General features: G+C 54.6%; 22 protein-coding genes. 16 read left to right on the forward strand and 6 right to left on the reverse strand.

Features of this window, described 5'->3' with window-relative positions:
• Positions 1-173 precede the first annotated feature (173 nt).
• From GN107_RS04925 to GN107_RS04960, 8 genes are all read left to right on the forward strand, one after another.
• Positions 174-1,127, forward strand: a complete 954-nt coding sequence (locus GN107_RS04925) for an LCP family protein (RefSeq protein ID WP_155286606.1) — start codon at positions 174-176, stop codon at positions 1,125-1,127.
• Between the two features lie 467 nt (positions 1,128-1,594).
• The gene (locus GN107_RS04930; protein WP_155286605.1) at positions 1,595-2,485 is read left to right on the forward strand and encodes a MurR/RpiR family transcriptional regulator; all 891 of its coding nucleotides are present in this window, start codon (positions 1,595-1,597) and stop codon (positions 2,483-2,485) included.
• Between the two features lie 255 nt (positions 2,486-2,740).
• Complete coding sequence (gene murQ / locus GN107_RS04935) at positions 2,741-3,634, forward strand: N-acetylmuramic acid 6-phosphate etherase (protein ID WP_155286604.1); 894 nt, start codon at positions 2,741-2,743, stop codon at positions 3,632-3,634.
• 29 nt (positions 3,635-3,663) lie between these two features.
• Positions 3,664-5,643 carry a glucose PTS transporter subunit IIA gene (locus GN107_RS04940; RefSeq protein ID WP_155286603.1) on the forward strand — a complete coding sequence of 660 codons (1,980 nt, stop codon included), beginning with the start codon at positions 3,664-3,666 and terminating at the stop codon, positions 5,641-5,643.
• 226 nt (positions 5,644-5,869) lie between these two features.
• Entirely contained in the window at positions 5,870-8,047 is a 2,178-nt protein-coding gene (locus tag GN107_RS04945) for a DUF6056 family protein (RefSeq protein ID WP_196246245.1), read from the forward strand.
• 193 nt (positions 8,048-8,240) lie between these two features.
• Positions 8,241-9,050: an EAL domain-containing protein gene (locus GN107_RS04950; protein WP_155286601.1), complete on the forward strand. Its 810-nt coding sequence runs from the start codon at positions 8,241-8,243 to the stop codon at positions 9,048-9,050.
• A 2-nt stretch (positions 9,051-9,052) separates the two neighbouring features.
• A complete protein-coding gene (locus GN107_RS04955; protein ID WP_155286600.1) occupies positions 9,053-9,589 on the forward strand; it encodes a hypothetical protein in 537 nt (178 codons plus the stop codon).
• The gene (locus GN107_RS04960) at positions 9,582-10,913 is read left to right on the forward strand and encodes a glycosyltransferase family 2 protein (RefSeq protein WP_155286599.1); all 1,332 of its coding nucleotides are present in this window, start codon (positions 9,582-9,584) and stop codon (positions 10,911-10,913) included. Before GN107_RS04955 ends, GN107_RS04960 begins: the two co-directional genes overlap by 8 nt.
• 85 nt (positions 10,914-10,998) lie before the next feature.
• Here the strand turns inward: GN107_RS04960 and GN107_RS04965 are convergent, their stop codons facing one another.
• Both GN107_RS04965 and GN107_RS04970 read right to left on the reverse strand, forming a co-directional pair.
• Positions 10,999-11,763, reverse strand: coding sequence for a tyrosine-protein phosphatase (locus GN107_RS04965; RefSeq protein WP_155286598.1), 765 nt, complete (start codon positions 11,761-11,763; stop codon positions 10,999-11,001).
• Positions 11,764-12,019: 256 nt separating this feature from the next.
• On the reverse strand, positions 12,020-12,211 hold the full coding sequence (locus tag GN107_RS04970; RefSeq protein ID WP_155286597.1) for a CsbD family protein: 192 nt from the start codon (positions 12,209-12,211) through the stop codon (positions 12,020-12,022).
• Between the two features lie 248 nt (positions 12,212-12,459).
• On the opposite strand from GN107_RS04970, the gene recQ reads away from it, so the two are divergent.
• Positions 12,460-14,244 carry a DNA helicase RecQ gene (gene recQ / locus GN107_RS04975; protein WP_155286596.1) on the forward strand — a complete coding sequence of 595 codons (1,785 nt, stop codon included), beginning with the start codon at positions 12,460-12,462 and terminating at the stop codon, positions 14,242-14,244.
• Here the strand turns inward: recQ and GN107_RS04980 are convergent, their stop codons facing one another.
• Both GN107_RS04980 and galE read right to left on the reverse strand, forming a co-directional pair.
• Complete coding sequence (locus tag GN107_RS04980; protein ID WP_155286595.1) at positions 14,245-14,589, reverse strand: hypothetical protein; 345 nt, start codon at positions 14,587-14,589, stop codon at positions 14,245-14,247. It abuts the gene before it with no gap.
• Between the two features lie 291 nt (positions 14,590-14,880).
• On the reverse strand, positions 14,881-15,873 hold the full coding sequence (gene galE / locus GN107_RS04985; RefSeq protein ID WP_155286594.1) for a UDP-glucose 4-epimerase GalE: 993 nt from the start codon (positions 15,871-15,873) through the stop codon (positions 14,881-14,883).
• Between the two features lie 664 nt (positions 15,874-16,537).
• On the opposite strand from galE, the gene recJ reads away from it, so the two are divergent.
• Both recJ and GN107_RS04995 read left to right on the forward strand, forming a co-directional pair.
• Entirely contained in the window at positions 16,538-18,817 is a 2,280-nt protein-coding gene (gene recJ / locus GN107_RS04990; RefSeq protein WP_155286593.1) for a single-stranded-DNA-specific exonuclease RecJ, read from the forward strand.
• 19 nt (positions 18,818-18,836) lie between these two features.
• Complete coding sequence (locus GN107_RS04995) at positions 18,837-19,364, forward strand: adenine phosphoribosyltransferase (RefSeq protein WP_155286592.1); 528 nt, start codon at positions 18,837-18,839, stop codon at positions 19,362-19,364.
• 135 nt (positions 19,365-19,499) lie between these two features.
• Here the strand turns inward: GN107_RS04995 and GN107_RS05000 are convergent, their stop codons facing one another.
• Positions 19,500-19,853 carry a hypothetical protein gene (locus GN107_RS05000; protein ID WP_155286591.1) on the reverse strand — a complete coding sequence of 118 codons (354 nt, stop codon included), beginning with the start codon at positions 19,851-19,853 and terminating at the stop codon, positions 19,500-19,502.
• A 159-nt stretch (positions 19,854-20,012) separates the two neighbouring features.
• On the opposite strand from GN107_RS05000, the gene GN107_RS05005 reads away from it, so the two are divergent.
• From GN107_RS05005 to GN107_RS05015, 3 genes are all read left to right on the forward strand, one after another.
• A complete protein-coding gene (locus GN107_RS05005) occupies positions 20,013-20,519 on the forward strand; it encodes an aminoacyl-tRNA deacylase (RefSeq protein WP_155286590.1) in 507 nt (168 codons plus the stop codon).
• 129 nt (positions 20,520-20,648) lie between these two features.
• Positions 20,649-20,963, forward strand: a complete 315-nt coding sequence (locus GN107_RS05010) for a DUF960 domain-containing protein (protein ID WP_155286589.1) — start codon at positions 20,649-20,651, stop codon at positions 20,961-20,963.
• Between the two features lie 193 nt (positions 20,964-21,156).
• On the forward strand, positions 21,157-22,308 hold the full coding sequence (locus tag GN107_RS05015; protein ID WP_155286588.1) for a GGDEF domain-containing protein: 1,152 nt from the start codon (positions 21,157-21,159) through the stop codon (positions 22,306-22,308).
• Between the two features lie 220 nt (positions 22,309-22,528).
• On the opposite strand, the gene GN107_RS05020 is transcribed toward GN107_RS05015, so the two are convergent.
• Entirely contained in the window at positions 22,529-22,957 is a 429-nt protein-coding gene (locus tag GN107_RS05020) for a hypothetical protein (RefSeq protein ID WP_155286587.1), read from the reverse strand.
• Between the two features lie 400 nt (positions 22,958-23,357).
• Here GN107_RS05020 and GN107_RS05025 point away from each other — a divergent pair, with 400 nt between their 5' ends.
• Together GN107_RS05025 and GN107_RS05030 are read left to right on the forward strand one after the other, a co-directional pair.
• Positions 23,358-23,831: a PH domain-containing protein gene (locus GN107_RS05025; protein WP_155286586.1), complete on the forward strand. Its 474-nt coding sequence runs from the start codon at positions 23,358-23,360 to the stop codon at positions 23,829-23,831.
• Positions 23,818-25,404: a PH domain-containing protein gene (locus GN107_RS05030; RefSeq protein WP_155286585.1), complete on the forward strand. Its 1,587-nt coding sequence runs from the start codon at positions 23,818-23,820 to the stop codon at positions 25,402-25,404. Before GN107_RS05025 ends, GN107_RS05030 begins: the two co-directional genes overlap by 14 nt.
• Positions 25,405-25,759 lie beyond the last annotated feature (355 nt).

Consider the following 25,759-nt stretch of genomic DNA (forward strand, 5'->3'; position numbering starts at 1 on the left):
CCTGATTCCGCGATTACACCGGAGTCGGGCCGTTTTGCTGGTTCAACGGCTGCATATTGCAATTTATATGCAAAAGTCAGAAAATGAATGCGGATAAATTTGGCAATGCATTCAAGGTAAGGGCAAAAATCTGTGAGGCTTGTAGCTGAGGCTTCAAAAGCGAGGGTTATTCAATGCAAAATCATGAGAGTCATCAAAATCACCAGCACCACAATCACCACCGGAAGCACCGCGTTCGCAACGCCATTTTGTGGATCGTTGGGATCGTGCTTGCCGCAGCGGTTATCTTTGGCGGGGTGATGTTCTTCCGCGTTAACCGCGCGACTTCCAACGTGTACTCATTCGCGCACGTGAAGACGGAGCGCTCCGATTCGCGGACCAGCAAGGGGAAGCCGGTTGCTTACCTGCTGCTGGGGACTGACACCGGTGCGCTGGGCCGGACGTACAAGGGCCGGACTGATACCATCATCGTGACGGTAATCAACCCGAAGACGAAGACAACCACAATGGTATCAATTCCGCGGGACACGAAGATCAGCCTCGATGGTGCGACCATCAAAATTAACGCGGCCTACGAGTACGGCAACGCTAAGGGAAGCATCAAGGCGGTCGAAAAGCTACTCGACATCAACATCGATGGCTACATGTTGATCAACATGGGTGGCCTCGAAAAACTTGTTAACGCAGTCGGCGGCGTGGACGTCACCTCACCACTGACATTCACATACAGCGGTAAGTCCTTCACGAAGGGCCAGCGTTACCACCTGAACGGTAGTGACGCCTTGAAGTTCAGCCGGATGCGGTACGACGACCCTGACGGTGACTACGGTCGGCAGCGCCGGCAGCAGCTCGTCATTGGTTCCGTCATCACGAAGCTCAAGGACAACCCAGCTACGGTTACGTCCGGTTCCTTCCTGAATGCGGTCAGTGATAACGTCCGGACCGACGTTTCCCTCAGTTCCATCAAGAACCTTGCCAGCAAGTACCGCTCCGCTGGTGGCAACGTCAAGCACGACCAGATGAAGGGTAACGGTAAGATGATCAACGGCCAGAGCTACGAAGTGCAGCCGCAAAGTGAAATCACCCGGGTGCACAAGGTCATTGAGGACGCACTGGGTAATAAATAATTAGTTAAGCAAACATTAGCTTCAGATGCCCCTAGTCCGCACGGATCAGGGGCATTTTTTTGTGGTTTCAGCCCAGGGATTGCTTAACAATGATTATGAATAATGTCACTCGTGACTGAATGTGACACTATTAAAGCGCACTTTTTTGCGCTTCATGGCATGATGACAAAGCACTAACAGGCTCAAAACACTGCTGTGGCAGGGCCGGCTGCAAAATACTTGGTAATCCGCAAATTTATGGTAATGAATTATTAAAGAATTATGGCCCACACATTTACAAACATTACTTTCTGCTTATGCGACTAGGAATCCGTTTGCGACTACGGTATCATGAGCTTAGATCGTCCGTGCGGAGATCACAGCCAGTATTATTTTGTTGATAAAGCTTTGGGGGAACGACTGTGAAATCCAGCCAGAATGTGATCAATCGTGGTTGATTATTATTCTTAGAACAAGAGGGAAAAGCTATGTCAGTAACTGGAAATATCGAACAAATCAAAACCAGCCTGAGTGCAACTGAAAAGCGTCTGGCTGAATATGTACTGAAGGAACCACAAGCAGCATTGCAGTTGAATTCACAAGAACTGGCGGATGCGACGGCAGCGTCCGCCGCAACCGTCACGCGTTTTGCGCATCATCTAGGTTTCAAGAGCTTCACTGAACTCAAATTGCAGCTCGCGGCCGATGTTAGTAGCCAGGAGAACCAAGAGGACTGGGAACCTGATATCAAGGCAAACGAGCAGGTCAGCGATATTACGGCTAAGTTGTTACACAATGCCGAGCGCGCCATGCACGAGACTGCGGACCAAGTGCGGCCGGAAGTTGTGTCCGAGCTCGTCACGACACTCAAGCATGCGAGCCAGATCATCTGTTTCGGTGTGGGGGCTTCCTATCTGATTGCCCAAGACATTGCGCAGAAATGGACCCGCCTGGGCTACAACATCGTGGCCGGGGATGATCTGAACTGCTTATTGCCGCTCGCAGTTAGCGGGGATCCGGAACGCAAGGTTTTCTGGTTTGTCTCTAATTCCGGTGAGTCGCCAGAGGCAATTGTGGGCGCACGGATGGCGCACGACGCCGGTTGCACGGTTGTGGCAATCACCGGCGTTGGCAGGAACTCCCTTGCGGCGCTGGCCGACATTGCACTGCAGACCTCCGACCCGCTGGAGGCCAAAATGCGGATTGCGGCAACCCAATCGCTGCACGCACAGTTGTTCTTGGTCGACGCTGTATTCTACGCCTTTACCAGCAGCAATTATGAAGGTTCAGTGCACGTGATTTCCAGCTCGCGCAAACTCGTCAGTGACTACAAAGATGAGTTGCGCCGCGGCGTTGCCCACCGGCATAACCGTAAATAGCAAAATGAATAATTAAATTGGGAAGGTCGCTGACGAGGCGGCCTTCCTTTGCATATTGAAAGCAATTTTGGCCGAAGCTATAATTGTCTCAAACAGCACTGCACGCTTATATCTACCGCATAAACAACTAATGATAGCCGGTACCTAGTGGTCACCTGCGTCATGCGGCCCATGCTTGAGTGGGTACCGGCGAATGAGTTGCGCAAGCGTATTGAGGAGTGGCAACAAGTCGCTTACCCGGGGAGGAACGGCAAGATGAATTTAGACAAACTAACGACCGAACAACGCAACGAAAACAGTAATCACCTCGATGAGATGAGCATCCATGAGTTTGCCACGATGATGAACAGAGATGACCAGACCGTTGCGCTGAATGTTAAACTGGCGCTGCCGGCGATTGAACGCGCAATTGCGGCCATTGCCGATTGTTTTAGAGCTGGGGGCCGCTTGTTTTACGTTGGCGCCGGTAGCAGCGGACGAATGGGGGTTTTGGACGCGGCCGAGTGCGTCCCCACTTTTGGCACCAATCCCGATATGGTTCAAGGGCTGATTGCGGGCGGGTTGACCGCGATGACGCTCGCTGTTGAGGGGGCCGAGGACAAGCAGCAGCTTGCCGTCCATGAGCTGCGGGAACGTGAGCTCGGCCCGCACGACTGTGTTGTCGGGATTACTGCTAGCGGCCGGACGCCATATGTGGTTGGCGGTCTGAATTACGCCCGCAAGGTTCATGCGACCACGATTGCGTTCGCCTGTAATGAAGATTCACTGGTTGGCAAGCATGCCGACATCACGATCGAAGTCCCGGTCGGTCCGGAGGTATTGACCGGGTCCACGCGGCTCAAGTCGGGGACGGCACAGAAAATGGTTCTGAATATGCTCTCGACTGGCGCGATGGTGCAGATCGGGAAGGTGTATAAGAACTTGATGGTCGACGTCAGGCCCACCAACGAAAAGCTGGTCGCGCGGGCCAAGCGCATCATTCAGGAAGCAACGGGTTGCAGTAGCGCCCTTGCCGCAGCTACTTTTGCGGAAGCTGACCACGACGCCAAGCTCGCGATCGTGATGATCCTGACGGGCTTACCCAAGGCGGCCGCTAAGCAGCGCCTGCGCAAGGAAAACGGGTTCATTGGTAAGGCAATCGGTGCATAGTCTGGGCGCACCGAGTGAGGAGCAGTCTCATGGCTGATGACAAGTACAAAATTCTGGGGGACAGGATCTACGCGCACGTTGGGGGGATCCAAAACGTTGCTAAGCTGATTCACTGCATGACGCGTTTACGAATCAGCATTCGTGATGCCGCGCAGGTTGATTTGGCCGGTTTGGAACAAATCCAGGGTGTGCTGGGGGTTGCGCAAGAGGACACGCTGCAGGTAATTTTGGGTCCGGGTGTTGTCAACAAAGTAGCCACTGCAATGGTGCGGGAAGTTGGCGTCGAACTCGGCGCGGACTTCCCGACCGGGAGCAAGCACGCCGCAGATAAGTACGCCGTGACCGCTAAGGCGGCGCTGGTTAAGGCAGGTAACAAGGCCAACTTGAAGCAGACCTGGTGGCGGCGCGGCTTGCAGCATATCAGTGCCATCTTCATTCCCTTAATTCCAGCCTTCGTCGGTGCGGGCCTAATTTCCGGCATTGCCGGCGTGATGGGCAACATGGAGGTCGCTGGTGACCTCAGCAATAACTGGGCCACGATGATCACCACCCTGAAGGTCATTAATAGCGGCTTGTTTACTTATTTGAACATCTTCGTTGGCATCAATGCTGCCCAGGAATTTGGCGCGACCCCAGGACTGGGCGGGATCATCGCCGGCCTGATTTACTTGCCTGGTGTTGCCGGGGCAAGCGTCCTGCCAAACACCTTCACGGGGCAGCCGCTCGTGCCCGGCTCCGGCGGGGTGTTGGGTGCGCTCTTTGCCGTATGGGTGCTGGCATTCGTGGAGAAGTTTCTGCACCAGCACGTTCCTGATGCCCTCGACATCATCGTCACGCCCTTCCTGACCTTGCTGATTATCGGTCTCTTCACCATTTTCCTGATTATGCCGGCCGCAGGGTGGGTGTCCAGTTCGCTTGTGGGTCTAATCAACTGGGTGCTGAGCGTTGGCGGCGCTTTTGCCGGCTTCATCCTGGGCAGTCTGTTCCTGCCGATGGTGATGCTCGGCTTGCACCAGGTGCTAACCCCGATTCACCTGGAAATGATCAAGCACACCGGATCGACGCCCCTGCTGCCAATTCTGGCGATGGCGGGGGCCGGCCAAGTTGGGGCCGCCTTGGCGCTATGGGTCCGCTGTCGCAAAAATAAGCAGCTGACGCGCCTCATCAAAGGGGCACTCCCAGTTGGTATCTTGGGCGTTGGGGAACCGCTCATCTATGGCGTGTCCTTGCCCCTGGGCCAGCCGTTCATCACCGCCTGCATTGGTGGCGGTATTGGTGGCGCTGTGATCGGCGCAATTGGCAACGTCGGCGCGACCTCGATCGGCCCGTCTGGCGTGGCTCTGATTCCGCTGATTACCAATGGGCACTGGCTGGAGTACATTATTGGCTTGCTCGCGGCGTACGCTGGTGGTTTCGTTCTGACCTTCTTCCTTGGCGTGCCGCGGGATGCAATGCGGGCGCGGCGGGTTGATGGCACGCCGCTGCCGGCCACTGCTACCGAAGCGGCACCTGACTTGGACGCCGTCATGCAGCAGCCAGCGACGCCGCGGGCCCGGACCGAGCTTCTGGCCCCAGTCACAGGGCGCAAAATGCAGCTCGCGGACGTGCCGGACACCACTTTTGCCCGCCAACTAATGGGTGCCGGTTTTGCAATCGTGCCGGAAACGGATAGCGTGGTCGCACCGGCTGCCGGGACGATTACGAGTATTGCCAGCACTAAACACGCGTTTATGTTGAAAACCGACACCGGTTTGGAACTGCTGGTGCACCTAGGCATTGATACGGTGGAGCTGAACGGGACGCCCTTTACTTACTTCGTGCAGGTGGGCGCGCACGTCAGCGCCGGCCAGCAGGTAGGGCTGATGGATGTTGCGGCGATTGTTGAAGCCGGAAAGGATCCGGTCGTGGTCACCATCGTCACGAACATGAGCTCTGTGGCCCGCATAAGTCCTTACGCGCTTGGTGCGGTCGCTAGTGGCGCAATGGTGATCAATGTGGTCAATAAGTAATTAGCATAAATATCATTCAATGCACGTCCGTCCGTGAACAGCGGGGGCGTGTTTTTTTGGCCAATATTTGAGGTGCGGGTGGCAACCTGATTTCTTAGTTTTCAAACGTAAGTGGGGATTCATGAAAGTTTATGTCAAAGTGCCCGTGATATGGTAGTATTTGTTAGGAAGATTACATAATTAATGCGCATGAACATTGATGCCGGATTTGGGGGACGGGTCAAGGATGCAGCGGCAAGTTAGAGTGTGGACGCGGATTGCGGCCATTTTTGTTTTAAGTGCGGGCGTATTTTTGCTGATGAAGTTATTGAATGACTTCACGGGCTACGGCGCCGACGATTATTTGTATCACTTTTTTTACACCGGGGAGTGGCCCGCGCAGCACTTACGAGGGATTCACAACCTGCTAGATCTTGTGCAGTCAGTGCAAAATCACACGCGGATTTTTAATGGTCGGTTTGTTGCGCACACGGGCGTAATGACGGCGATGCAGTTTTCCAAAAGCTGGTTCAACTTTGCCAATTCGCTGGTCTTTGTCCTCGTTGGCTGGCTGATCAATTTGCATGTCTTCGGCAAAAAGCCCGTCCGGGTCAGTTTCTTGGCACTGACTTACGCTTTGCTGTGGGTGGCTTTACCTGACCACGGGACGACGATGCTCTGGTTGTCTGGGAGCTTCAACTACCTGTGGATGGCGCTGGTGTACCTGCTGTTTTTGCTGCCATACCGCTTCAATTACCACGCCCGCTATCCCCGGCTCATGGCGGTGGGGATGCTGCTGCTGGGCTTTCTGGCCGGAGCGACCAACGAGAACACCGCGCCACTAACAATTTTCATTGCCTTTGCTTGCACGCTGCTTGATTGGCAGCACGCGCAGCTGGCCTGGAAGTGGACTGGTGGAATAGCCAGTGCGGTCGGGTTTTACGTGATGGCGCGCTCGGGAGCCAATCAAATTGCGGTCCGAGGCAGTCAGTTCCAGATTCACAAGTTGCTCAATCTGACCATGCGGTATTCGGGCTGGTTGTTGCTCGTCACTGCGCTCGTGGCCCTATATTTGCTGTGGCAGCATAATGGCGCCGGGGATGCGCTTGGCTGGCGAAACCGCCGGCTGTACCTCACCGCTTGCTTGTACGCGCTTGGAGCGGTTCTGGGAATCATCGCGCTGGTCGTTTCGCCGCAGATCCTGAGCCGGGTTTTCTTCGGTCCTAACCTTTACCTGATTATTGCGCTCTTGATGTTACTGCGGGATCACAGTGAATTGCGGACCGGAAGTGCGATTGCCGTGCTGTTACCGGGCTTATTGGCCCTTGGCATCGGTTTTGCCGGGATTCCCGCATACCAAACCGCGGTGCAGTCGAACTACCAATCCTTCCGCTACTGGGCAACGGGTGATCAAATCTGCCGGACTGCCGCCAAGCACGGAATCAAGGACGTTAAGGTGCCGGGGATGCCGCCAGTTTATACTGATTTGAACATGTACAAGACGACCACCTACCTGGCCGGGGGGAATCCGCACAAGCAGTGGTTTAACGTTTGGATGGCGAAATATTACCACCTTGATTCTGTGGCCGTTGATAACTCAATTGCGCCGCGGCCAGTCGCAAAACCCACCCACAGCTTGAGTTGGCTTTTGTACCGCGGCCTCGTTGACATTCATTCTGCGCTGACCCAACCCTGGGCAGGTAACCCGGTTGCGGCCGCCAGTGAAATGCGCACAGCCTACTTACACTATGTTGACCAAAATGGTCAGCAAGTGGGGACCGAGCCGATTTCCGGTAACGTTGGCACACGCTTTGATATTTCGCACGCATCGGTCAGCGGTTATACGACTGATTCTGGCAATCCGCAGAGTTATGTTTTCACTGACCTGGCTGCGCAAAGTATTACCGTCCATGTACACCGGCAGGCCGCGGCGGCACACGCGCTGCTGCAGTACACCTTAGCATCAGGAACCGTGGTCGCCCGTGAACCAATTAGTGGCACGGTCGGCCAGACGATCGACATTAGTCATGCCGCGACGGCAGGTTACCGCACGCTTGCTAAAGCGCCAGCCAGTTACCGCCTGACTGCGGCAGCCAAGCAGACCGTTACCATCCCGGTCGTTGCGCAGGTGCAGGGGCTGACGATCCGCTACTATCACGGCCAGCACCTGGTGAAAAGGGTCTTCGTCCAAGTCCGGACGGGTAAGACCTTCCAAATCCGTGCACCATTTGGCTACCGCCTGGAATCGGGGACGGCCAAAACCGCGCGGATGCCGGCGCAGACGCCTGGCAACATGCGCGTGCCGGTAATTCCGGTCCATGGTTGGGCAAAATTGCGGATCTCCGTGCCGTTTTGGGCGGTCATCATTGGCCTGCTGATTGTGGTTTGGGACCAACTAGCGGCTTATCGGCTCCGCAAGCAGTGAGGATAAATTACAACTGATTAGCCAATATGGCTAGTCAAATATGATAAATATGTTAATATGCATTTAGAAAAGTAGTGCCATGACGTGATTCGGGGGAATCACGGCCGGTGAGCTTAGCTTGCCGAAGGTCGGTGTGGCGTTACGGACGAGTAGAAGCACGTCAAGAGTCTTGCAAGTAACGGGGGAGTGCAACATGTCACTAGCAACATTGGAGTTTTGGTTATTTTGGATAGCCATCGCCTTATTAATCATTGCGGTCCTGATTATCGTTTTTTACTATTATCATTCCCGAAAGCGGTCCAACAATTACTTGGGTAAGCAGGAGCTGGAGCTGCGCTACTTCATTCAGCCCACGGTCGGCCGGAACAAGGAAATCACCGGCTACGAGTGTTTGTTGCGGCAAAAACAACCGGATGGGAGTTGGCGCCTGCCCCAGCAACTGGACACCTTGCCCTTGCAACGGGTGATCAAGCTCCTTGACACAACCTTTGAGTCGCTACCGCAAGAAGACATTCAGCTGTCGATCAACCTAGAATACGACCAAATCATCAGCCCTGAGTTTGATTACTTCGTGCGCTGGGCGATTAGCGAAATTGCGCCGATGCGACTGGCCGTTGAAATGAAGCTGGACCCGAACCGGCGCTACCTCTACCACCAAACCTTCCTCAGCCATATTCGGGCGGGGCAGTCGTACGGCATGCGCTTTGAAGTCGATGGGGTCGGCGCGAATAGTGCGGACATGCAAAGCATCGGCTGGATGGTCGGCGTTATTGACAGCTTAAAGTGCTCGATGCGGGCCTTCCGCAAAACGGACCCAGGGCAGTGGCTCGATCTGAATCTCGGCTCGTGGTGCAAGTTCTCCCAAGAGCAACACATTCAGCTCGTCCTGACCGGGATCGAGAGCGATGCCGATGAGGCCCTTGCTGAGCAGCTCAACATTGGCTTGCGTCAGGGTTACCGTTTTGGCCGGCCCGCTGATCCGTACGTGCACAAGGAGGCGTGAGGATGGCTAGTAAGAACAAGCAAAATGCAGACGCTGATCAAGAGCAGCACCAGCAGCTCTTCACCGATGAATATTTTGACAAGGGTCACTGGCTCCTCAAAATCTGGCAGACGCTGGTTGCCATCTTGAGTTGGGTCTGCGTGTTCATTCCCGTTGCCGTCACCGTGATCAGTTACATCGGGACGACGACCGGCCGCTTTAAACCGCTGTGGAGTTATGGCGAGGGCATCTTCGAAATCAAGTTTCTCGCGGTGGTGTTGCTCTTTTTGGCCGCAGTCGCGTTCATTTACACCGTGGCGATGACGATCATTCAGGTGCGCCGGCGCGATCGGTTGGTCGAACAATGGCCGACCTTCAACCCAATTGACCAGAAGGTGCGCAAAACCGAGCTGGAGAAGTTCATGGATCAGCGTTTTGGTGAGCCAGAGTTCCGGGAAAACGTCCGGAACTACAGCGTGCCGCCCGAAAAGAACCTAGACACGGACCAATTCCAGAAGCTCTTCGATCAGCAGCGGGAGGGGGTCCAGAAGCATGATTAGTCAGGTGCTTGAATCCACCTTTTGGGCAACGGTCGCGAACGATGCGATCCTCATCATGTGCCTCTACCCGGTCATTGGGTCCTTCTTCTGGTTCTTCGGTTCACTGAGCTACCGCTGGTTGCGGCCAAATGATGAGGATTACAACTGGCAAGTCCTGCCCAAAGCTAAGCAGCCCCTAGTCACGATCATGATCCCCGCCCACAACGAAGAGGTCATGATCGAATCGACCATTCGCTACCTGTTCGACGAAATCAATTATGACAACTTTGAGGTCCTCGTGATGAACGACGGCTCGACGGACACGACCGCGGACATCGTCATGCGGCTGGAGCAAGAGTACCCGCGCCTGCGCCTGATCACCATCGAGAAGAACAAGGGCAAGGCCCACGCGTTCAACATCGGGATGTATTTTGCCAAGGGGGAGTACATCCTCAGTAACGACGCGGACACGATTCCTGAGCCGGACGCATTGATGAAGTACATGAACTACTTCATTCACGACCGCGACATGAACACGAGTGCGGTCACCGCCAACATGGACGTGCAAAACCGGACCAAACTCATCTGCAAGTCGCAGACCGTTGAGTTCTCCAGTATTGTCGGCGTCATCAAACGCAGTCAAGCCGCGGTCAACGACTCGATGTATGCTTATTCTGGCGCCAACACCATGTACCGCAAGAGTTTCCTGGTTGCGGTCGGGGGCTTTCGCCAGAACCGGGCGACCGAGGATATTTCGATTGCCTGGGATCACCAGATGATCGGGGCCGTGCCGCGGTTTGCCCCGAACATCGTTTTTCACATGAACGTGCCGGAGACGGTGGGCGACCTCTTTAAACAGCGCAAGCGGTGGGCACAAGGCGGCACTGAGGTGTGGCTGACCAACATCAAGAAGTTTCTTTTGCACCCGTGGCGCCACCGCTACCAGATGTCAATGTTTGTGGATTCGACGTTGTCCATTCTCTGGTCCTTCTTCTTTGTGATTACCTCGATTATCTTCGCACTAGACTGCGTGTACTTCGTGATGACCGGCAACTGGGAACGATTCGGGCACGCATTGGATATGTCGGCCATTTTTATCACCTTCGAGATGGCGGCGGGCAGTTTGCAGCTGCTGGCGGCCTTGTTGCTGGACCACCACGCGGCAAAATTAAAGTACTTGGGCTTCGCGCCGCTCTACATGCTGTTCTACTGGATGGTGAATCCGATCACCATTGTGTGGACCTTCATCCCCGCAATGAAGACCATCTTGGGCTACGGCTCTGGCACTTGGATCAGTCCCAAACGCAAAGCCATGCTGAAGAGCAAGGAAGACAGTGGGGCGTGAGCAAGTCAACTGAATAGTTCACGCAAAAATCGCTCAACACAGTCAATCTGTGCTGAGCGATTTTGCGTTTGGGGGTATTTAGAACTTAGTACTTCGCGAACAGGTGCTTCTTCACTGGCTGCTCGTGCAGGCGCTTGACCGCCGTCCCGTTGATGATGGCCTTGGCGTTCTCCTGGAACAAATCGGCGTAATCGGCGCCAAACTGCTTGGTCAGCTGCTTAAAGGCCGCGCTCATCTCGTACTGGCGGTTCGGCAGGTGGTGGGCGTCACTGGCGAAGACTTGCGCCAAGCCCGCCGTCAGGATGTCGCTGGCAAACTGGGCCACGCCCTTGCCGAATGTGCCAACGTAACTGCTGGCGGTGACCTGACTGAGGGCGCCGCGCTGGATGAAGTCGTACAGGGTGTCGGGGTGCTTCATGAAGTATTCGTTGCGCTCCGGGTGGACGATGATCGGGATCAGGCCGCGCTGCTGGACTTGGAAGAACATGTCCTCCGCATAGGTGGGCACGTCGGTGTGGGGGAACTCAAGCAAAATGTAGTGCTGGTCCTCATCGCAAGTCAGGGTGTCGCCGGCATCAATGGCCGCAATCAGGCCGCCGGTGATGTGGACCTCCTGGCAGGGGTACACGTGCAGGGGGATGTCGTGCGCGTCCAGCTCGGCCTGGAATTGATCCGTCAGTGCAATCACGTCATCCGGGTGGTTGGTGTACTCGCGACTCATGTGGTGCGGCGTCATCAGCGCGTGGGTGATGCCGTCCGCAACCGCATCGCGCGCCAGCTGCAGCGAGGTCGCCATGTCCTTGGAGCCGTCGTCGATGCCGGGTAGTAAGTGACAGTGAATATCAATCATTTTTGCGTCTCCTTCAGAACTATTAAGTCTAGTTTAGCCGTCAGTTCCGGCAAAAACTAGCGGGCGGCATAATTTCCCGGCAAAATTTTCTGCTTACGGACATTTTTCCGCAGCAAAAAGCCGCCCGCGTTTCCATGACGGACGGCATTTGCTGCTGTTTGCACAGCCAATATTGGAGGTATTACCCAAACTACGAAAGTTAAAGCTTCAGCCACAACTCTATGAACTTCAAACTGTTAGACGCATTTCCGCGGCGTTAGTCGTCGTCGCGGAATGTGTCCTTGATGGATTCTTTGGCATCGGTGAGCTTATCCTTCGCCTTGCCAAGTGCGTTTTGCACTTTACCCTGTGTTTCGCGCGTCTTGTCGCCGGTTACCTTGCCTTCGACCTCTTTGGCTTTACCAGCCGCACGGTCTTTAGCGTTGTGGAGCCGTTCATCAATTGTCATATCAATCCCTCCCTTAATTAAAGTATTACATCTTGGCTAATGTAGTTCAAGCTTATTTGCAAAATAAGTTGTTAGCGATTACAAATATTTTTTTGGTCCGCGGTTTGCGTAATCTACTCCAAGCACGTTAAAGCAAAATTGTACAAATAACGCGTGAGCACGTAGAATTGATTTTAGCGATTTATTTGGCTGGTGAGTTGCGGAGCAAAAATTCGCACGCCCGCAAGTGAACAATTGGAGGAATCAGAATGGCAAATGCAGCCGCACTGGCGGTGCTGAAGGAGAAGTTTGGTTACGACAGTTTCCGGCCGGGACAGGAAAAGGCAATCGACCGCGTCATGGCCGGTGAGAATACGCTGGCCGTTATGCCGACTGGGGGCGGGAAGTCACTGTGTTACCAGATTCCCGCACTTTTGGCGCCCGGACTCACGGTAGTCGTTTCGCCGCTCATCGCGTTGATGAAGGACCAAGTTGACGCGCTGAACGAAAACGGCATCCCGGCGACCTTCATTAACAGCTCCCTGGACTATCGGGAAATTGATAACCGGCTCGACCTAGCCGCACGCGGCGAAGCCAAATTGCTGTACATTGCGCCCGAGCGCTTTGACAACGCCGGCTTTGTCCAGGAACTCAATGAAATCAATATTTCCATTTTGGCGGTTGATGAAGCCCACTGTATCTCGCAGTGGGGCCACGACTTCCGGCCCAGCTACCTGAACCTGCAGGCGGTAGCCGAACAGTTGCAGTCGCACCCGGTCATCATCGCGCTGACGGCGACCGCAACCGAACGCGTTTCCGACGACATCCGCAAGCGGCTGGATATTCCGCTGGCAGGGCTCGTCAACACTGGTTTTGAGCGCGATAACCTGAGTTTTCAGGTCGTTAAGGGTCAGGACAAGGACACCTATCTGCTTGAATACCTGAAGCTCAACTCCGGCCAGCCCGGCATTATTTACGCCAGCACGCGGAAGGAAGTTGACCGGCTGACCATGCTGCTCAAAAGCAAGCATTTTCCAGTCACCAAGTACCACGCGGGGATGACGGAGACCGAGCGCAACGCCAACCAGGAGGACTTCCTTTACGACCGCAAAACGATCATGGTGGCCACCAATGCGTTCGGGATGGGCATCGACAAAAGTAACGTCCGCTTCGTGATTCACGACCAGGTGCCCGGTGACCTCGAATCATACTACCAGGAGGCCGGGCGCGCGGGGCGGGACGGTTTGCCTAGCGATGCGATTCTGCTCTACAAGCCGCAGGACGTCCAGATCCGGCACTTCTTCATCGATCAGAGTGAGGGGGATGATGACTTCAAGGCGCGCCAGTATGGCAAACTGCAGACCATGCAGCAGTATGCCAACACTGGCGACTGCCTGCAGCAGTTCATCCTGCGCTACTTCGGTCAGACGAACACCAAACCGTGCGGCCGGTGCTCCAACTGTCTAGACGACCGGGAATACCAAGACGTTACCCTGGATGCGCAAAAGGTCCTCAGCTGCATTATTCGCATGCACAGTCGTTACGGTAAGACGATGGTCAAGCAGGTGCTCGCCGGTTCCAAGGACAAGCGAATCCTAGAACAACAGCTCAACGAACTTTCAACGTACGGCTTGATGAGTTCTTGGCGTGCAAAAGACATCTCGAGTTTCATCGACTTTCTGACCGCGGATGGCTACATTCAGCCTAGTGGCGGTGAATTCCCGGTGCTCACAGTGAGCGAACAAGGAGCAGCCGTCCTGCGCGGCAAGGCTAAGGTGCAACGCAAAATGGCAGCGAAAGCCAAGCAGTCGCTGCCAGTCGATGATGATCTGTTTCAGAAGCTGCGCGGTTTGCGCTCGCAGCTTGCCGAGAAGCAGGGCGTACCGCCATACGTTATCTTCTCCGACCAGACGCTGCGCGACCTCTGCCGCGTCATGCCGCAAACCAAGGTGGAAATGCTCAGCGTCAAGGGCATCGGCCAGAACAAGCTCGACAAGTATGGCGACCTGTTCCTCGAAGCACTGCAGGACGCACCAGATCCAGCCGTGAGCTAATTATGGGCGGGATAGTGCCATGATGCCCCCAGCAATGATCAGTGCCCCGGCGAGCACACCGAACGTGCCGCCAAAGATGATGGCCATGACCCCGCAGAAAACGATACTGCCGCCGACATAAGTGTGCTGGTCGTTGATGAAGAAGGGCAGGCAGATGGCGAAGATACTCGCGAGCATGACGCCCAGCGCCCGCCCATCAACGGAAGCGGCACCGGCTGCGGCGATCATGTTGGCGTTGGCGACGGATTCTTCCAGTATGGCCGACAGTAAGCCGATGACCCCACCGGCGATACAGAGAATGGTTTCGCCGTACCGTTTAGTATTGCTGGCGCGTGATTTTTTCATGGTTTGGGCCTCCCTCAAATTGATTCAGAATGATTGTTTGCCTACGTTAATTATATTGTGCCGGCGCTCAGTTTCGGGAGCGCCGGTTTTGTGATTCCAGCAACAATGCCGCGGGGACGGGTTTTAACTACGGACCATTATTTTACGTGGCGACAAAGCTGAACGTGCGGCCGCGCGTTGGTGCAAAAAATGTGGCTGTTCGCGGCGAATTTTGTTAACGCAAGGCATTAAAAAAGCAGCTCCCCGTCACCAAGCATTTACTGGTGTTAGGAAGCTGCTTTAAGTTTGAAATTACTTAGTTGCGTAGCCTTGGGGGTGACTTTCGTGCCACTTCCAGGCGCTACCGATGATGGCGTCAATGTCATCGTACTGTGGGTCCCAGCCGAGGACGGAGCGCGCCTTGCCGGATGCGGCAATCAGGGTGCTGGGGTCGCCGGGGCGGCGGGGAGCCATTTCGGCAGGAATTTCCTTGCCGGTTACCTTACGGGCAGCCTTCAGGATCTGGAGGTTGGAGAAGCCGGTTGCGGAGCCGATGTTGAAGGCGTCGGACTTGTTGCCGGCAGCCAGGTACTTCAGCGCGCAGATGTGGGCGTCGGCGAGGTCAACGACCTGGACGTAATCGCGGACGTTGGTGCCGTCTGGCGTTGGGTAGTCATCGCCGAAGATCTGCAACTTGTCGCGCTGGCCGTTAGCGACCTGCAAAATGATGGGGATGAGGTGAGTTTCGGGTGCGTGGTCTTCACCGATACTACCGTCAGCCTTGGCACCAGCAACGTTGAAGTAACGCAGGGCGACGAACTTGATGCCGTACGCCACGTCGGCCCAGTGCATGATCTGTTCCATCATCAGCTTGCTCTGGCCATAAGGGTTGGTTGGTACCTGGGGGTCGCCCTCTTCAATCGGGGTGTGCTCAGGCTCACCGTATGTCGCGGCGGTGGAGCTGAAGACGATGTTCTTGACGCCGAATTCGTTCATAACTTCGAGCAGGTTGATCATGCCGTAAGTGTTGTTGTCGAAGTACTTCAGCGGGTCCTTCATGCTTTCAGGCACAACGGAGAAGGCGGCAAAATGCACCACGCCCTCGACGTCTTCCTTCTTGAACACGCTGCGCATGAATTCCTTGTCGCGCACGTCACCGACGTAAAGCCGGGCAGCGGCGGGAACGGATTCCTTGTGCCCAGTCACCAGGTTATCAACGATTGCGACGTCGTAACCTTTACTGAGCAAACGGTCAACGGTGTGGGAACCAATATAACCGGCACCACCCAAAACTAGAACTGTCATCTAAACAACCTCCATGTTGTACTGCTATTAAAACACTCTTGTATTACTACTCTGTTAGTTTACCATTTTGCTGAGTTATTACCGAGTTCGGTAACAACTTTTAGAAAAAACAGATTATAAATCTGGCAAACAATCTTTTCACCGCCGCTGGATGTCACATGCTGGCGTTTCGAGACTGTACTATCACAATATCAGTTAAGTAAGGAGAAGCAGGTCAGGTGTGGCCTACTTCTGTGTATTGGTGCCGTATTTGTTGGAAAGAGATATGATTGTAGGGCTCCGCTGGCCTCGACCGGGAGCGAAGGGGCTGGGAGTGACTCCGCTGTCGCGATAATCAGTGCGATTTTTTGCACTGATTGTCGGGGAGACCAGAGAGACCGCTAGTAAATTATTGGAAGTTCAAGGTAGTTATCGAAAATTTAGGGTCAACACGGCGGGCTCGGAGGTCAGGGTCGAAACTCGCGCACCTCAGCGAGGTTCGAACCCGGCCCCAGCGGACCTTTGTCACTCCCAGTACCGAAGCGGGAGGACGAGGCCAGCGGAGCCCGGCAGTCAACATGATTGTCTACCCGTACATTATAAGCCAAATGTTGGTAATCATTCGCTACTTCCCAACGGCCATCTCTGATATACTAGTTCCCGTTAGAAAGGAACGGTAAAGACAGTGAAGCAAAGGTTTGATTGGCAACTAGAGAAGCAAGCAGACGCGGGTCGCGTTTCCGAGATTGCGCAAAAGCTGAACGTGACGCCATTTATCGCGCAGCTACTGGCGCAGCGGGGCATCACCGACGAGCAAACGTGGGCAAAATTCAAAGAGCCTGATCTGAACAATCTGCACGACCCCATGTTGCTCCACGACATGTACAAGGCGGTTGCCCGGATCACCCAGGCGGTCGAAAATGACGAAAAAATTGTCATTTACGGGGACTACGATGTCGACGGGCTGACCAGCTCGACCATCATGAAGGAAGCCCTCGAGAGCATCGGTGCCGAACCCCAGGTCTACATTCCTAGTCGCTTCACTGACGGCTACGGGCCGAACCTGGCCGCGTACAAGCGGCTGCAGGCAATCGGCACGCAGCTATTGATCACCGTCGACAACGGGGTCAGCGGCAAGGACCCCATTGCTTGGGCGATGGCGAACGGGATGGACGTGGTTGTCACCGACCACCACGAACTGCCCGATGTGTTGCCGGACGCGGTGGCGGTTGTGCACCCGCGTTATCCAGGAACGAACTATCCTTTTGGTGACCTCTCTGGGGCCGGCGTTGCACTCAAGGTGGCCACTGCGCTGCTTGGAGAGCTGCCCGTGGAAAGTGTCGACCTGGCCGCACTGGGCGCAATTGCCGATGTGGTCAGCCTGACCGACGAGAACCGGATTTTTGCGCAGGTGGGCCTGCAGATGTTGCGGAAGCAGCCGCGCACCGGTCTCGCTGCCCTGATGAAGGTTGCTGGCGTTGACCCGGCGACTGCCGATGAGCAAACGGTTGGTTTTGCCATTGCACCGCGGCTGAACGCACTGGGGCGGCTAGGAGATGCGAGTGACGGGGTCAAACTGCTCACGACTTTTGATGAAGCCGAAGCGACCGAGCTCGCCACCGAGATCGACAGCACCAATAAAAAGCGGCAGCAACTCGTCAGCGACATCTACACGCAGGCGCTGGCCATCGCGCAGGCGCCGGACAACGTGGACGCACCGGCGCTGGTGATTGCTGGTGAAAATTGGCACCAGGGCGTGCTGGGTATCGTGGCCAGCCGGATCGTTGAGGACACCGGCAAGCCGACCGTCATCTTGACCATCGACCCGGAGACGGGCGAAGCGAAGGGGAGCGGACGCTCCGTGCCTAGTTTCCACCTGTTTAAGGGCTTGCAACACGCCGCGGACACGATGGAGCAGTTCGGGGGCCACGCCATGGCCGCAGGGCTGAGTCTCAAAGCCGACCGCATTGACGACCTGCGGAATAAGCTGCAAGAAGCCGCTGCTGAATTCGTCACCAGCGACACCAAGCCGCCACTGGCCGTGACCGCGCGGGTCGACTCGCGCGACATCACAATGGCGAATTATCAGGCGCTCAGTGAGCTATCTCCTTTTGGGGAGGGCAACCCGCAGCCGGTGTTTAGCCTTGTGCCGGAAATTGTTGATCAGGTCAAGCAGATCGGCGCAGACGGGAAGCATCTGCGTTTCCGCGTGGACGGTAATTACGGCGCGATTGCGTTTGGCATGGGCGCCATTGCTAGTGAACTGGCGAGCGCACAAAAGGTCAAGCTGGCGTTCTGCCTGAGCACGAACACCTTCCGCGGTAATACTAGTTTGCAGCTGGAAATCAAGGATGTGCAGTTACAGCAGGATGAAGTTGTGGACCTGCGCGTGCCGAACCTGACCGCCGCCACGATGATGGAAGCCCATACCTACGCCTTCTTTGATGCCAAGGTGCGGCAGCGGCTGACCAGCCGCCTGAACTTTGGCGGCCCGACCACCATGGTCAAGGACCTGCCGGCAGCAGCCGCCAACGTGGTGTTGGTGGATGTGCCGCACAATCAAGAGGAACTGACCGCGGCGATGCGGACGGTGGCTTTACCGGTGCGCGTGTTGTTTTACGCCAGTCCCGCTGCTACGGTTGCGGTGCCGACCCGGCGCGAGTTCGGCAGTGTGCTGATGTACCTGCGGCAGCACCCAAATTTTGATAAACACAAGCTGGCAGCGGTTGCGCGGGACACTCACCTCAATGTGTCGCAAGTGATTCTCGCTGTACAGGTGTTTTTCCAGTTGAATTTTGTTACTATAGAGGGTGCTTTGATTTCTGCGGTAGCCGATCCTGAGCACCAAGAGCTTGAATCAGCGCCTGCGTACCGGGAGCGCGAGGCCGAGCTGACCATCGTCAAGCACCTGCAAACGGCGACCAAGGCGCAGCTGCGGCAAGAACTACTGGCTTATCGTAATTAAGAATTGTGAGGAATGCATAATGGCAATCGATTTCAAGGACTACATCGCGAGTGTACCGGATTTTCCAGAACCCGGCATTCTGTTTCGTGATATCTCGCCGCTGATGGCGGACGGCAAAGCTTATGGGGCCGCTACGGACGCAATCGCTGATTACGCTAAGAACAAGGGCGTCGAGATGATCGTCGGTCCTGAAGCGCGGGGCTTTATCGTTGGCTGCCCTGTCGCATACAAACTGGGCAAGGGCTTCGCACCAGCCCGCAAGAAGGGCAAGCTGCCGCGGGAAACGGTCAGCGCAACCTACAACCTTGAATACGGCACTTCAACTTTGTACCTGCAAAAGGACGCCATCAAGCCCGGCCAAAAAGTTCTGGTTTGTGACGACCTTCTGGCAACTGGTGGTACCATCGCCGCAACCATCGAGTTGGTTGAACAACTGGGTGGTATCGTCGTGGGTACAGCTTTCATCGTTGAGCTCACCGATCTGCACGGCCGCGACAAGATCAAGGGTTACGACATGCTCGCACTGACCCAGTACGCTGGGGCATAATTTCCCGAGTGTATTGGCAGCCGACTGTTGTTCGGAAAATTGAAATTTTCTTGGACAAAAGAAAAAACCGTTTCCTGGCTAAACGCACAGAGAACGGTTTTTTGCTTTACGCACTGCTTTTTAAGCTGCTGATAGTTAACGATTACTAATGCGAATTGGTTGCAACTTCAATTCCTGGTACTTTTGCTTCCGTGGCTGCACGGGGGTGAGGGTCATCTCCCAAGCGCCAAGCGGGCAGAGGAACATGAAGGCGGTACTCATGCCAATGACCCAGTAACAGCCCTGCTTGAAGTTCGCACTCGGCTTGAACTTTGCAAACGGATCCTTTGCGGCCGGTTCATGAGTAATGTGCAACTTGTTGGTGTGGGTCAGGACGTTCCCAATGACCAGCTGGCCGTGTTCATTCGGCTTGGAGCTGGCCGTGCTGACCCAGAGCCCGACGGTAATGAGAATCAAAACTGAGTATAGAACCTTTTTAAATACACGCATAAACGACTCACCTTTCAAACTACAATTACTAGCATACCATGTTGGCGCTTACTTGTAAGCGTCTTCGGGACATTTTCCGCTTAATGGTTTAATTTTGCCGGGCAGTTTGTTAGGCTTATCATTAGATAGTGAATTAGAATCAAGAAACGAGGCTTTGAATTGAGCAAGAAGAAAGCCAAGGGTGTCGAGAAGACACTCGTGGAGAAAATTCTGGATAGCGCCAAAATCCCTTATGAGTCCGTTACCTTTGCGACCCACAAGGATGGCGACGTGATGCAGATCAATGAAGAAGACATGGCTGTTCCGGAACACAACGTCTACAAGACGCTGGTGCTCACCGGTAACAAGACCGGCCCGCTAGTGGGGATCGTGCCCCTCGACATGCACATCAACTACAAGCACCTGAGCGCCGTTAGCGGCAACAAGAAGGTCGGCATGGTGCCGCTCAAGGACCTCGTGAAGACGAGTGGTTACGAGCACGGGGCTAACAACCCGGTCGGCATTCACCAGCGCCACAAGTACCCGATCTACTTTGGTAATGAGGCCAAGGAAGCCGGTACCATCATCATCAGTGCTGGTGAAATCGGCCGGTCAATCAAGGTCGACGCGGTCAAGCTGGCCACGTTCGTGAATGGAAAGTTCGCGGATATATCCGAGCCAGAGTAAAAACAGAGCGAAGCGGAAGCTTCTCTACGATGTCCTTGGAACTAATAGCAACAAGTTGCAAAAGTTCCAGAGGCTGTCCCGCGTAGCTCGACTAAGAGTAGCAAAAATTCTTCCACAGGAGGCAACATTATGTTTAGTGCAAACAGCAGTCGTTTCGCCACATTTGGCGTCATCTCCAAGGTGCCCGGTGACATTATTGACACCATTTGGGGCATCATCGACAACAATCTGCAGGGCGTGTTCCCGCTGCAGAATCTCCTGAAGTTTGACCTCATTGATAACAATGGCAAGCTGCAGGTGCACTTCACCGAAGAGGGTCTGAACACCGAAATGGCCTTCGATGAGGACTTTGTCTATAGCGACAGCTTCCCGAAGGCTGTTATCGCTTATGACGACGGTTCCGCACAGACAATTCTGTTGCCGGAAGAAGCAGAGCAGGAATAAGTATCTCTAAGTAAATTACGCAGCCAGTGCCAATTTGGTGCGGCAACAGTGGGCCTTGAAAAATGCGGCTGGGGAGCCGGGGGTTTCAAGGCCTTTTGTATGGTTTTGGGGGGATAAACAACACACATAGCGTAAATATGTTGACCTTTAGCGACTTTTGGTCAATTATTGAGCTAGTTTGGGGGCAACATCTATGATTCAACAAGCACTAGGCTACTTTTTCCTGATTGTAGCCAGCACGCTCGGATTTATCACCGTTTATACACAAATCGATAGCAGTATCCAGCAGGCGAATGCGGCCAAGCGCAATTTAAGTCCCCTGCGGCGGGAAATGCCAATCGTGATTTATATTTGCGCGGTGTTAATTCTGATGCGGGTGATCACCACCGGCTTTTCTGGTGAGGCTTACTGGTTATTCGTTAACTTGCAGGTCATCATCTTGGTCTATTCCAACTTCTTGGTCCCCAGCGTGCCAGCATTTTTGACGGTGCAAGCAGTGGGCGGAATCATCTTCGGGACCTCGGGGATGATGGACTGGTTTTCCTGGATTTTTCTATTCGCGTCCGACTTCATTGTGTTTGCTGAGCGCTGGTACGGGCCAAAATTCAAGCACTACCGGATGATCTACATGGTGCCGGCAATGATCATTGGTATCATTTTCTGGGCCATGATTGGGGTGCGCTTTCCAGAGCTGATTTCCACCAGGGTCGCGGTTTTCAATGGCTTTAGCTTCTGTTACGCCTACTTTGCGCTTCAACGCTTCGACCAGGATCAGCACGTGGACCAGCAGATCATTGCCAAATTGACCCATGAGACGCAGTACGACGGGCTCACGCAGGTCCGCAACTGGAGCACCTTTCAGGAGGACTTCAATGACGCGTTCCATGCGGACGGGGAGCTAGCCTTGATTGCGCTGGACATTGACCACTTCAAGGACATCAATGACACCTATGGGCACCTAGTCGGCAACCAGGCCTTGATGGTCGTGTCCAGCAACCTGAGCAAGTACTTCAAAGAGAATTATCCGGCTGGCCACGTGTACCGGACCGGGGGCGAGGAGTTCGCGATCATTTTGCCGCACACCGATCAGCAAGTTGCCAGTGACATCGTGCTGACCTGTCAGAAGCGCGTGCAACAGGCCCAGGTGCGTTACAGTCAGGGCGAGTTCAACCTGACCGCTTCGTTTGGCTTGGCGGTTGATGGCGGTAAACGTAGTGGCGACCCAACCCTCATGTTCAAACGCGCCGACCATTATCTCTACCAGTCTAAACACAACGGTCGGGACTGTGTGACCGTTGAGGGGCAGACCTTGCCGGCAAGCCAGAATTCAGCCGTGCATTCGTAAGATTAAAATTAAAGCTCTGCAGTTTCCGCTAGTTACCTCGGAAGCTGCAGAGCTTTTGTGTTATTTAAGTTATTTCTGCGTCAAAAAGGCCGCGGAGTCATTCCGCGGCCTTTAAGCCCTCATTACACTCGTTATCACGCGTCGTCACCATCCTGGCAGACAAAATTACATGCATGTGCAGCGTGGTGATTGGTTGCCGGCCGCAGTAGCGAAGATGCGTTTAGACACCCATGATCTCACCGTTAGTAATCCGCAGCCGGTCAATGAAGTAGGAGTCCAGCTGGGCCAGTGCGTTGTTCTGCACAGAAACGTTGCTCAGAAATTCGCGCTGGTTCAGTTCACCATCGTGCATTGAGTTCATGATGCCGGTGATAGCTGAAGCATACTGGTCCACGTTTTCTGCCAGTTCGCCGTGCAGGTTGCTGTATTCTGCCGGTACCGGAATGGACTTGAACTCATTCACGAAGGGCAGGAAGCGTACGAGGTTGCGCATGAAGTACTGGTGCAGATTATTGATGTTTTCGCTCGCGAGACAATTGCCATTTACAATTTTTTGGCAAGTCTGAATGTATTCGTTGAATACTTGCTTGAACAGCAAAAGCTTTTCAAGGTGCGTCGTGATGTTGTGCAGATATGCGTTCTTGTACATGGTTATTCCCCCTAAAATTTATAATTGACAATTGGTTTCGCTTACAAGATATAGAATACACGAGATAATCCTTATTGGCAAGATAATATGACCGTAATATCTGCAAAATGTTATAAGTTTTTTGCACTTAGTTGAATTAGTTGCAGCACTAATTTATGTGCGAATTAGTAGAAACTAATTCTAGCCCGCAGTGTTAACTATAAGTAAGCGGAACCAGACTATTGTCATGATAAGTTCTGCACGTTTGGGTCTCCGTAACTTTTCGATGAGTAAAATATGCATATTAATATCAATTTGGCGGCGCAGTTGATTTTGGCGGTTTCAGCCTTAAGCCTGATGTCGCGGCTGTCAGGACAGGGGGATAATCAACACAAATGGGTTGATAACTGGAGGAGTCTGTATGAACAATACGCAAAAATTGCCGGAACGGATCAAGGTTATTTGGCGCTTGAGTGCTGGGGGTTCGCTCATCACCGGGCTAGTGGTCAGTGCGCTTTTACTCCTGCCGCACTGGCTGTGGAATTTGCCGCAGTGGTTCGCTTACGTGGGGCTGGGGCTCACCGCGGTGTACGTGCTCGGCGAGCTGATCTTGGTGCCGTACCGCTACGCATTTTCCGGCTACCGGATCACCGACACGGCGGTGGAACTGAGCTCGGGCTTTCTGTTTAAGAAGCACATCGCCATTCCGATCGCGCGTATTCAGAACGTCACGCTTGAAGCCGGACCATTGATGCAGTGGCAAAAGCTCGAGCAGGTGGTCATCGCCACTGCCGCGACCGAACACGACATTGAGGGTGTGGAGCCGGCCGTGGCCGCGCAGCTGCGCGACCGGATCATGCGCCGGGCAATCGAGGTTCAACATGACGAATTCTAAATGGCACCGGCAGAATGCTCTGGCAATCGTTGTGCTGTCCCTGCACTATGTGTGGACGGTGGCCTTCGCGGGGCTAATCAACCTCAACAAGGACTTGATTCGGCATCCAGTGCAGAGCCTGTTGATTGGGCTGGTGGTTTGGGCGGGGTTCCTCCTGTTCGCTGTGCTGCCGCAGTACTTCACGACTAAGTACCGGCTCACGGACGATGAGTTCATCCTCCGGCGCGGGATATTTCGGCGGCGGGTCTTACACATCAACTACGCGCACATCCAGACCGTGCAGCACGACCAGTGGTTTTTCATGAAGCCATTTGCCGTTGAATCCCTGACGGTGGAGACCGCCGCCCACGCCAGCAAGGACCCGGAAGTCAAGCTGATTGCCGTTCCGCAGAGTCTGGCTGCAGAGCTGGAGCGCCGGCAACAGGCCTTGCGGGCAGCAGCAGAGTCGGAGCCAACCCCTGTGGTCACTGAATCAGTCCCGCTTACCGAAGTACCCACGCCGGATTATTCTCCGGAAGCCGCGGCCAAAATTTCTGCAGACAGCGCAGCTAGTTTGACGGCTAATACCCGCTCGTCTGCGGCTGCTGCAAACCGGGCGCACTACACGCACCGGCTAGATTTTGCCGAACTCCTTGAGTATTCCCTGACCTCCCTGGGCTTCGTGTCGACGATCTTGCTGCTAATTTCCGGCTTTGCCTACCTTGGTCAGGTGCCGGGGCTGGAGGACTGGCTGACGGCGAGCTTGGCGCATTTGGCAGTTTACGTGCTGGTCATGCTGGGCGTGACGCTGTTTGTCGGCAGCGTGATCGTGTCGGTGCTGCTGACGATGGCACGCTACTGGCACTTCACCGTCACTTTTGACGGTAGTCAGGTGCACACGACCCGCGGCCTGCTGCAAACCAATAGCGTGTCCGCACCGACAAGGCGAATCCAGGCCGTTCGCTTCAAGCAAAATATCATTCGCGGCCTGCTGCATAAGGGCAGCGCCCAGGTCATCTTGGCGTCCGCGGTCGGTAAGAGCGACGATGATGACGACATGGTGCTCTACCCGCTCACGCTGCGGACTGGCGTCTGGGCAAAATTGCACCGGCTCGTTGACTGGTTGCCGGCCACGGAGCCGCGCCTGCAGCACTTCACTACCGGCCGTCTAGCCATGGTGCGCAACGCGGTCTGGTTCCCGCTGCTCGTTGCGTTCGGCCTGAGCTATTATTTCCGGCCGTGGGGACTGCTGGGCTTCATCTTGCCGCTACTTGCGATTGGCAGCGGCAGCTTTGCCAGTCGGGCGCGGGGCCTCGCCATCGCGGATAAGGTTTTGTTCGTTGCGACTGGCTCGATGTTTGTTCGCCACGACTTCGCGGTCACCCGCCAGCACATTCAGGCGGTGGAGATCAAGCAGAGCTGGTGGATGCAGCGCCGCCAGCAGGTCACCATCGTGGTGCACGTGCGCAAAGGCAACGGGGATGAGGACATCAAGCTCCAATACGTGCCCGAAGAGTGCGGCCGGAGCGTGTACGGTTGGTACCTGGGCGGAAGTGACAATCAGCTTTCGGCAACCCTAAGTACCGCGGACTAATTGCTATTTGCGCCATAACGCGCCGCTGACACGATTCAGAAGATTCACGATAAAGTTAACCAGAGATACTAATCAGGGCCCTCACAGCGACTGTGGGGGCCCTGATTAGCGTTAATTTGCAATACTAGGGGGTTAATTACCGTTCCGTTTGCGAATTCTGCTAGCAAAGGTGGGTGCAATCACCAAACTTTTTCGTTGGAGGACAAATAGTGTCTACTATTAAACAGTACAGTCGCAAGGACGGCAGTAAACGCTGGTTGTTCACAGTGTATTTGGGCGGTAAATTTCAAGTACAAGTTAGCCACTTCTGAAAATAACATCTAAATCAATGCGTTATTCTAAAAATCTGTGTAAC

Source organism: Lacticaseibacillus zhaodongensis (assembly GCF_009687905.1).
Classification (GTDB): domain Bacteria; phylum Bacillota; class Bacilli; order Lactobacillales; family Lactobacillaceae; genus Lacticaseibacillus; species Lacticaseibacillus zhaodongensis.

What these genes read in the sequence shown, in the direction of transcription:
- GN107_RS04925 (WP_155286606.1), top strand. Translation starts at nt 174, where the DNA reads ATGCAAAATCATGAGAGTCATCAAAATCACCAGCACCACAATCACCAC.
- GN107_RS04930 (WP_155286605.1), top strand. Translation starts at nt 1,595, where the DNA reads ATGTCAGTAACTGGAAATATCGAACAAATCAAAACCAGCCTGAGTGCA.
- murQ (WP_155286604.1), top strand. Translation starts at nt 2,741, where the DNA reads ATGAATTTAGACAAACTAACGACCGAACAACGCAACGAAAACAGTAAT.
- GN107_RS04940 (WP_155286603.1), top strand. Translation starts at nt 3,664, where the DNA reads ATGGCTGATGACAAGTACAAAATTCTGGGGGACAGGATCTACGCGCAC.
- GN107_RS04945 (WP_196246245.1), top strand. Translation starts at nt 5,870, where the DNA reads ATGCAGCGGCAAGTTAGAGTGTGGACGCGGATTGCGGCCATTTTTGTT.
- GN107_RS04950 (WP_155286601.1), top strand. Translation starts at nt 8,241, where the DNA reads ATGTCACTAGCAACATTGGAGTTTTGGTTATTTTGGATAGCCATCGCC.
- GN107_RS04955 (WP_155286600.1), top strand. Translation starts at nt 9,053, where the DNA reads ATGGCTAGTAAGAACAAGCAAAATGCAGACGCTGATCAAGAGCAGCAC.
- GN107_RS04960 (WP_155286599.1), top strand. Translation starts at nt 9,582, where the DNA reads ATGATTAGTCAGGTGCTTGAATCCACCTTTTGGGCAACGGTCGCGAAC.
- GN107_RS04965 (WP_155286598.1), bottom strand. Translation starts at nt 11,763, where the DNA reads ATGATTGATATTCACTGTCACTTACTACCCGGCATCGACGACGGCTCC.
- GN107_RS04970 (WP_155286597.1), bottom strand. Translation starts at nt 12,211, where the DNA reads ATGACAATTGATGAACGGCTCCACAACGCTAAAGACCGTGCGGCTGGT.
- recQ (WP_155286596.1), top strand. Translation starts at nt 12,460, where the DNA reads ATGGCAAATGCAGCCGCACTGGCGGTGCTGAAGGAGAAGTTTGGTTAC.
- GN107_RS04980 (WP_155286595.1), bottom strand. Translation starts at nt 14,589, where the DNA reads ATGAAAAAATCACGCGCCAGCAATACTAAACGGTACGGCGAAACCATT.
- galE (WP_155286594.1), bottom strand. Translation starts at nt 15,873, where the DNA reads ATGACAGTTCTAGTTTTGGGTGGTGCCGGTTATATTGGTTCCCACACC.
- GN107_RS04995 (WP_155286592.1), top strand. Translation starts at nt 18,837, where the DNA reads ATGGCAATCGATTTCAAGGACTACATCGCGAGTGTACCGGATTTTCCA.
- GN107_RS05000 (WP_155286591.1), bottom strand. Translation starts at nt 19,853, where the DNA reads ATGCGTGTATTTAAAAAGGTTCTATACTCAGTTTTGATTCTCATTACC.
- GN107_RS05010 (WP_155286589.1), top strand. Translation starts at nt 20,649, where the DNA reads ATGTTTAGTGCAAACAGCAGTCGTTTCGCCACATTTGGCGTCATCTCC.
- GN107_RS05015 (WP_155286588.1), top strand. Translation starts at nt 21,157, where the DNA reads ATGATTCAACAAGCACTAGGCTACTTTTTCCTGATTGTAGCCAGCACG.
- GN107_RS05020 (WP_155286587.1), bottom strand. Translation starts at nt 22,957, where the DNA reads ATGTACAAGAACGCATATCTGCACAACATCACGACGCACCTTGAAAAG.
- GN107_RS05025 (WP_155286586.1), top strand. Translation starts at nt 23,358, where the DNA reads ATGAACAATACGCAAAAATTGCCGGAACGGATCAAGGTTATTTGGCGC.
- GN107_RS05030 (WP_155286585.1), top strand. Translation starts at nt 23,818, where the DNA reads ATGACGAATTCTAAATGGCACCGGCAGAATGCTCTGGCAATCGTTGTG.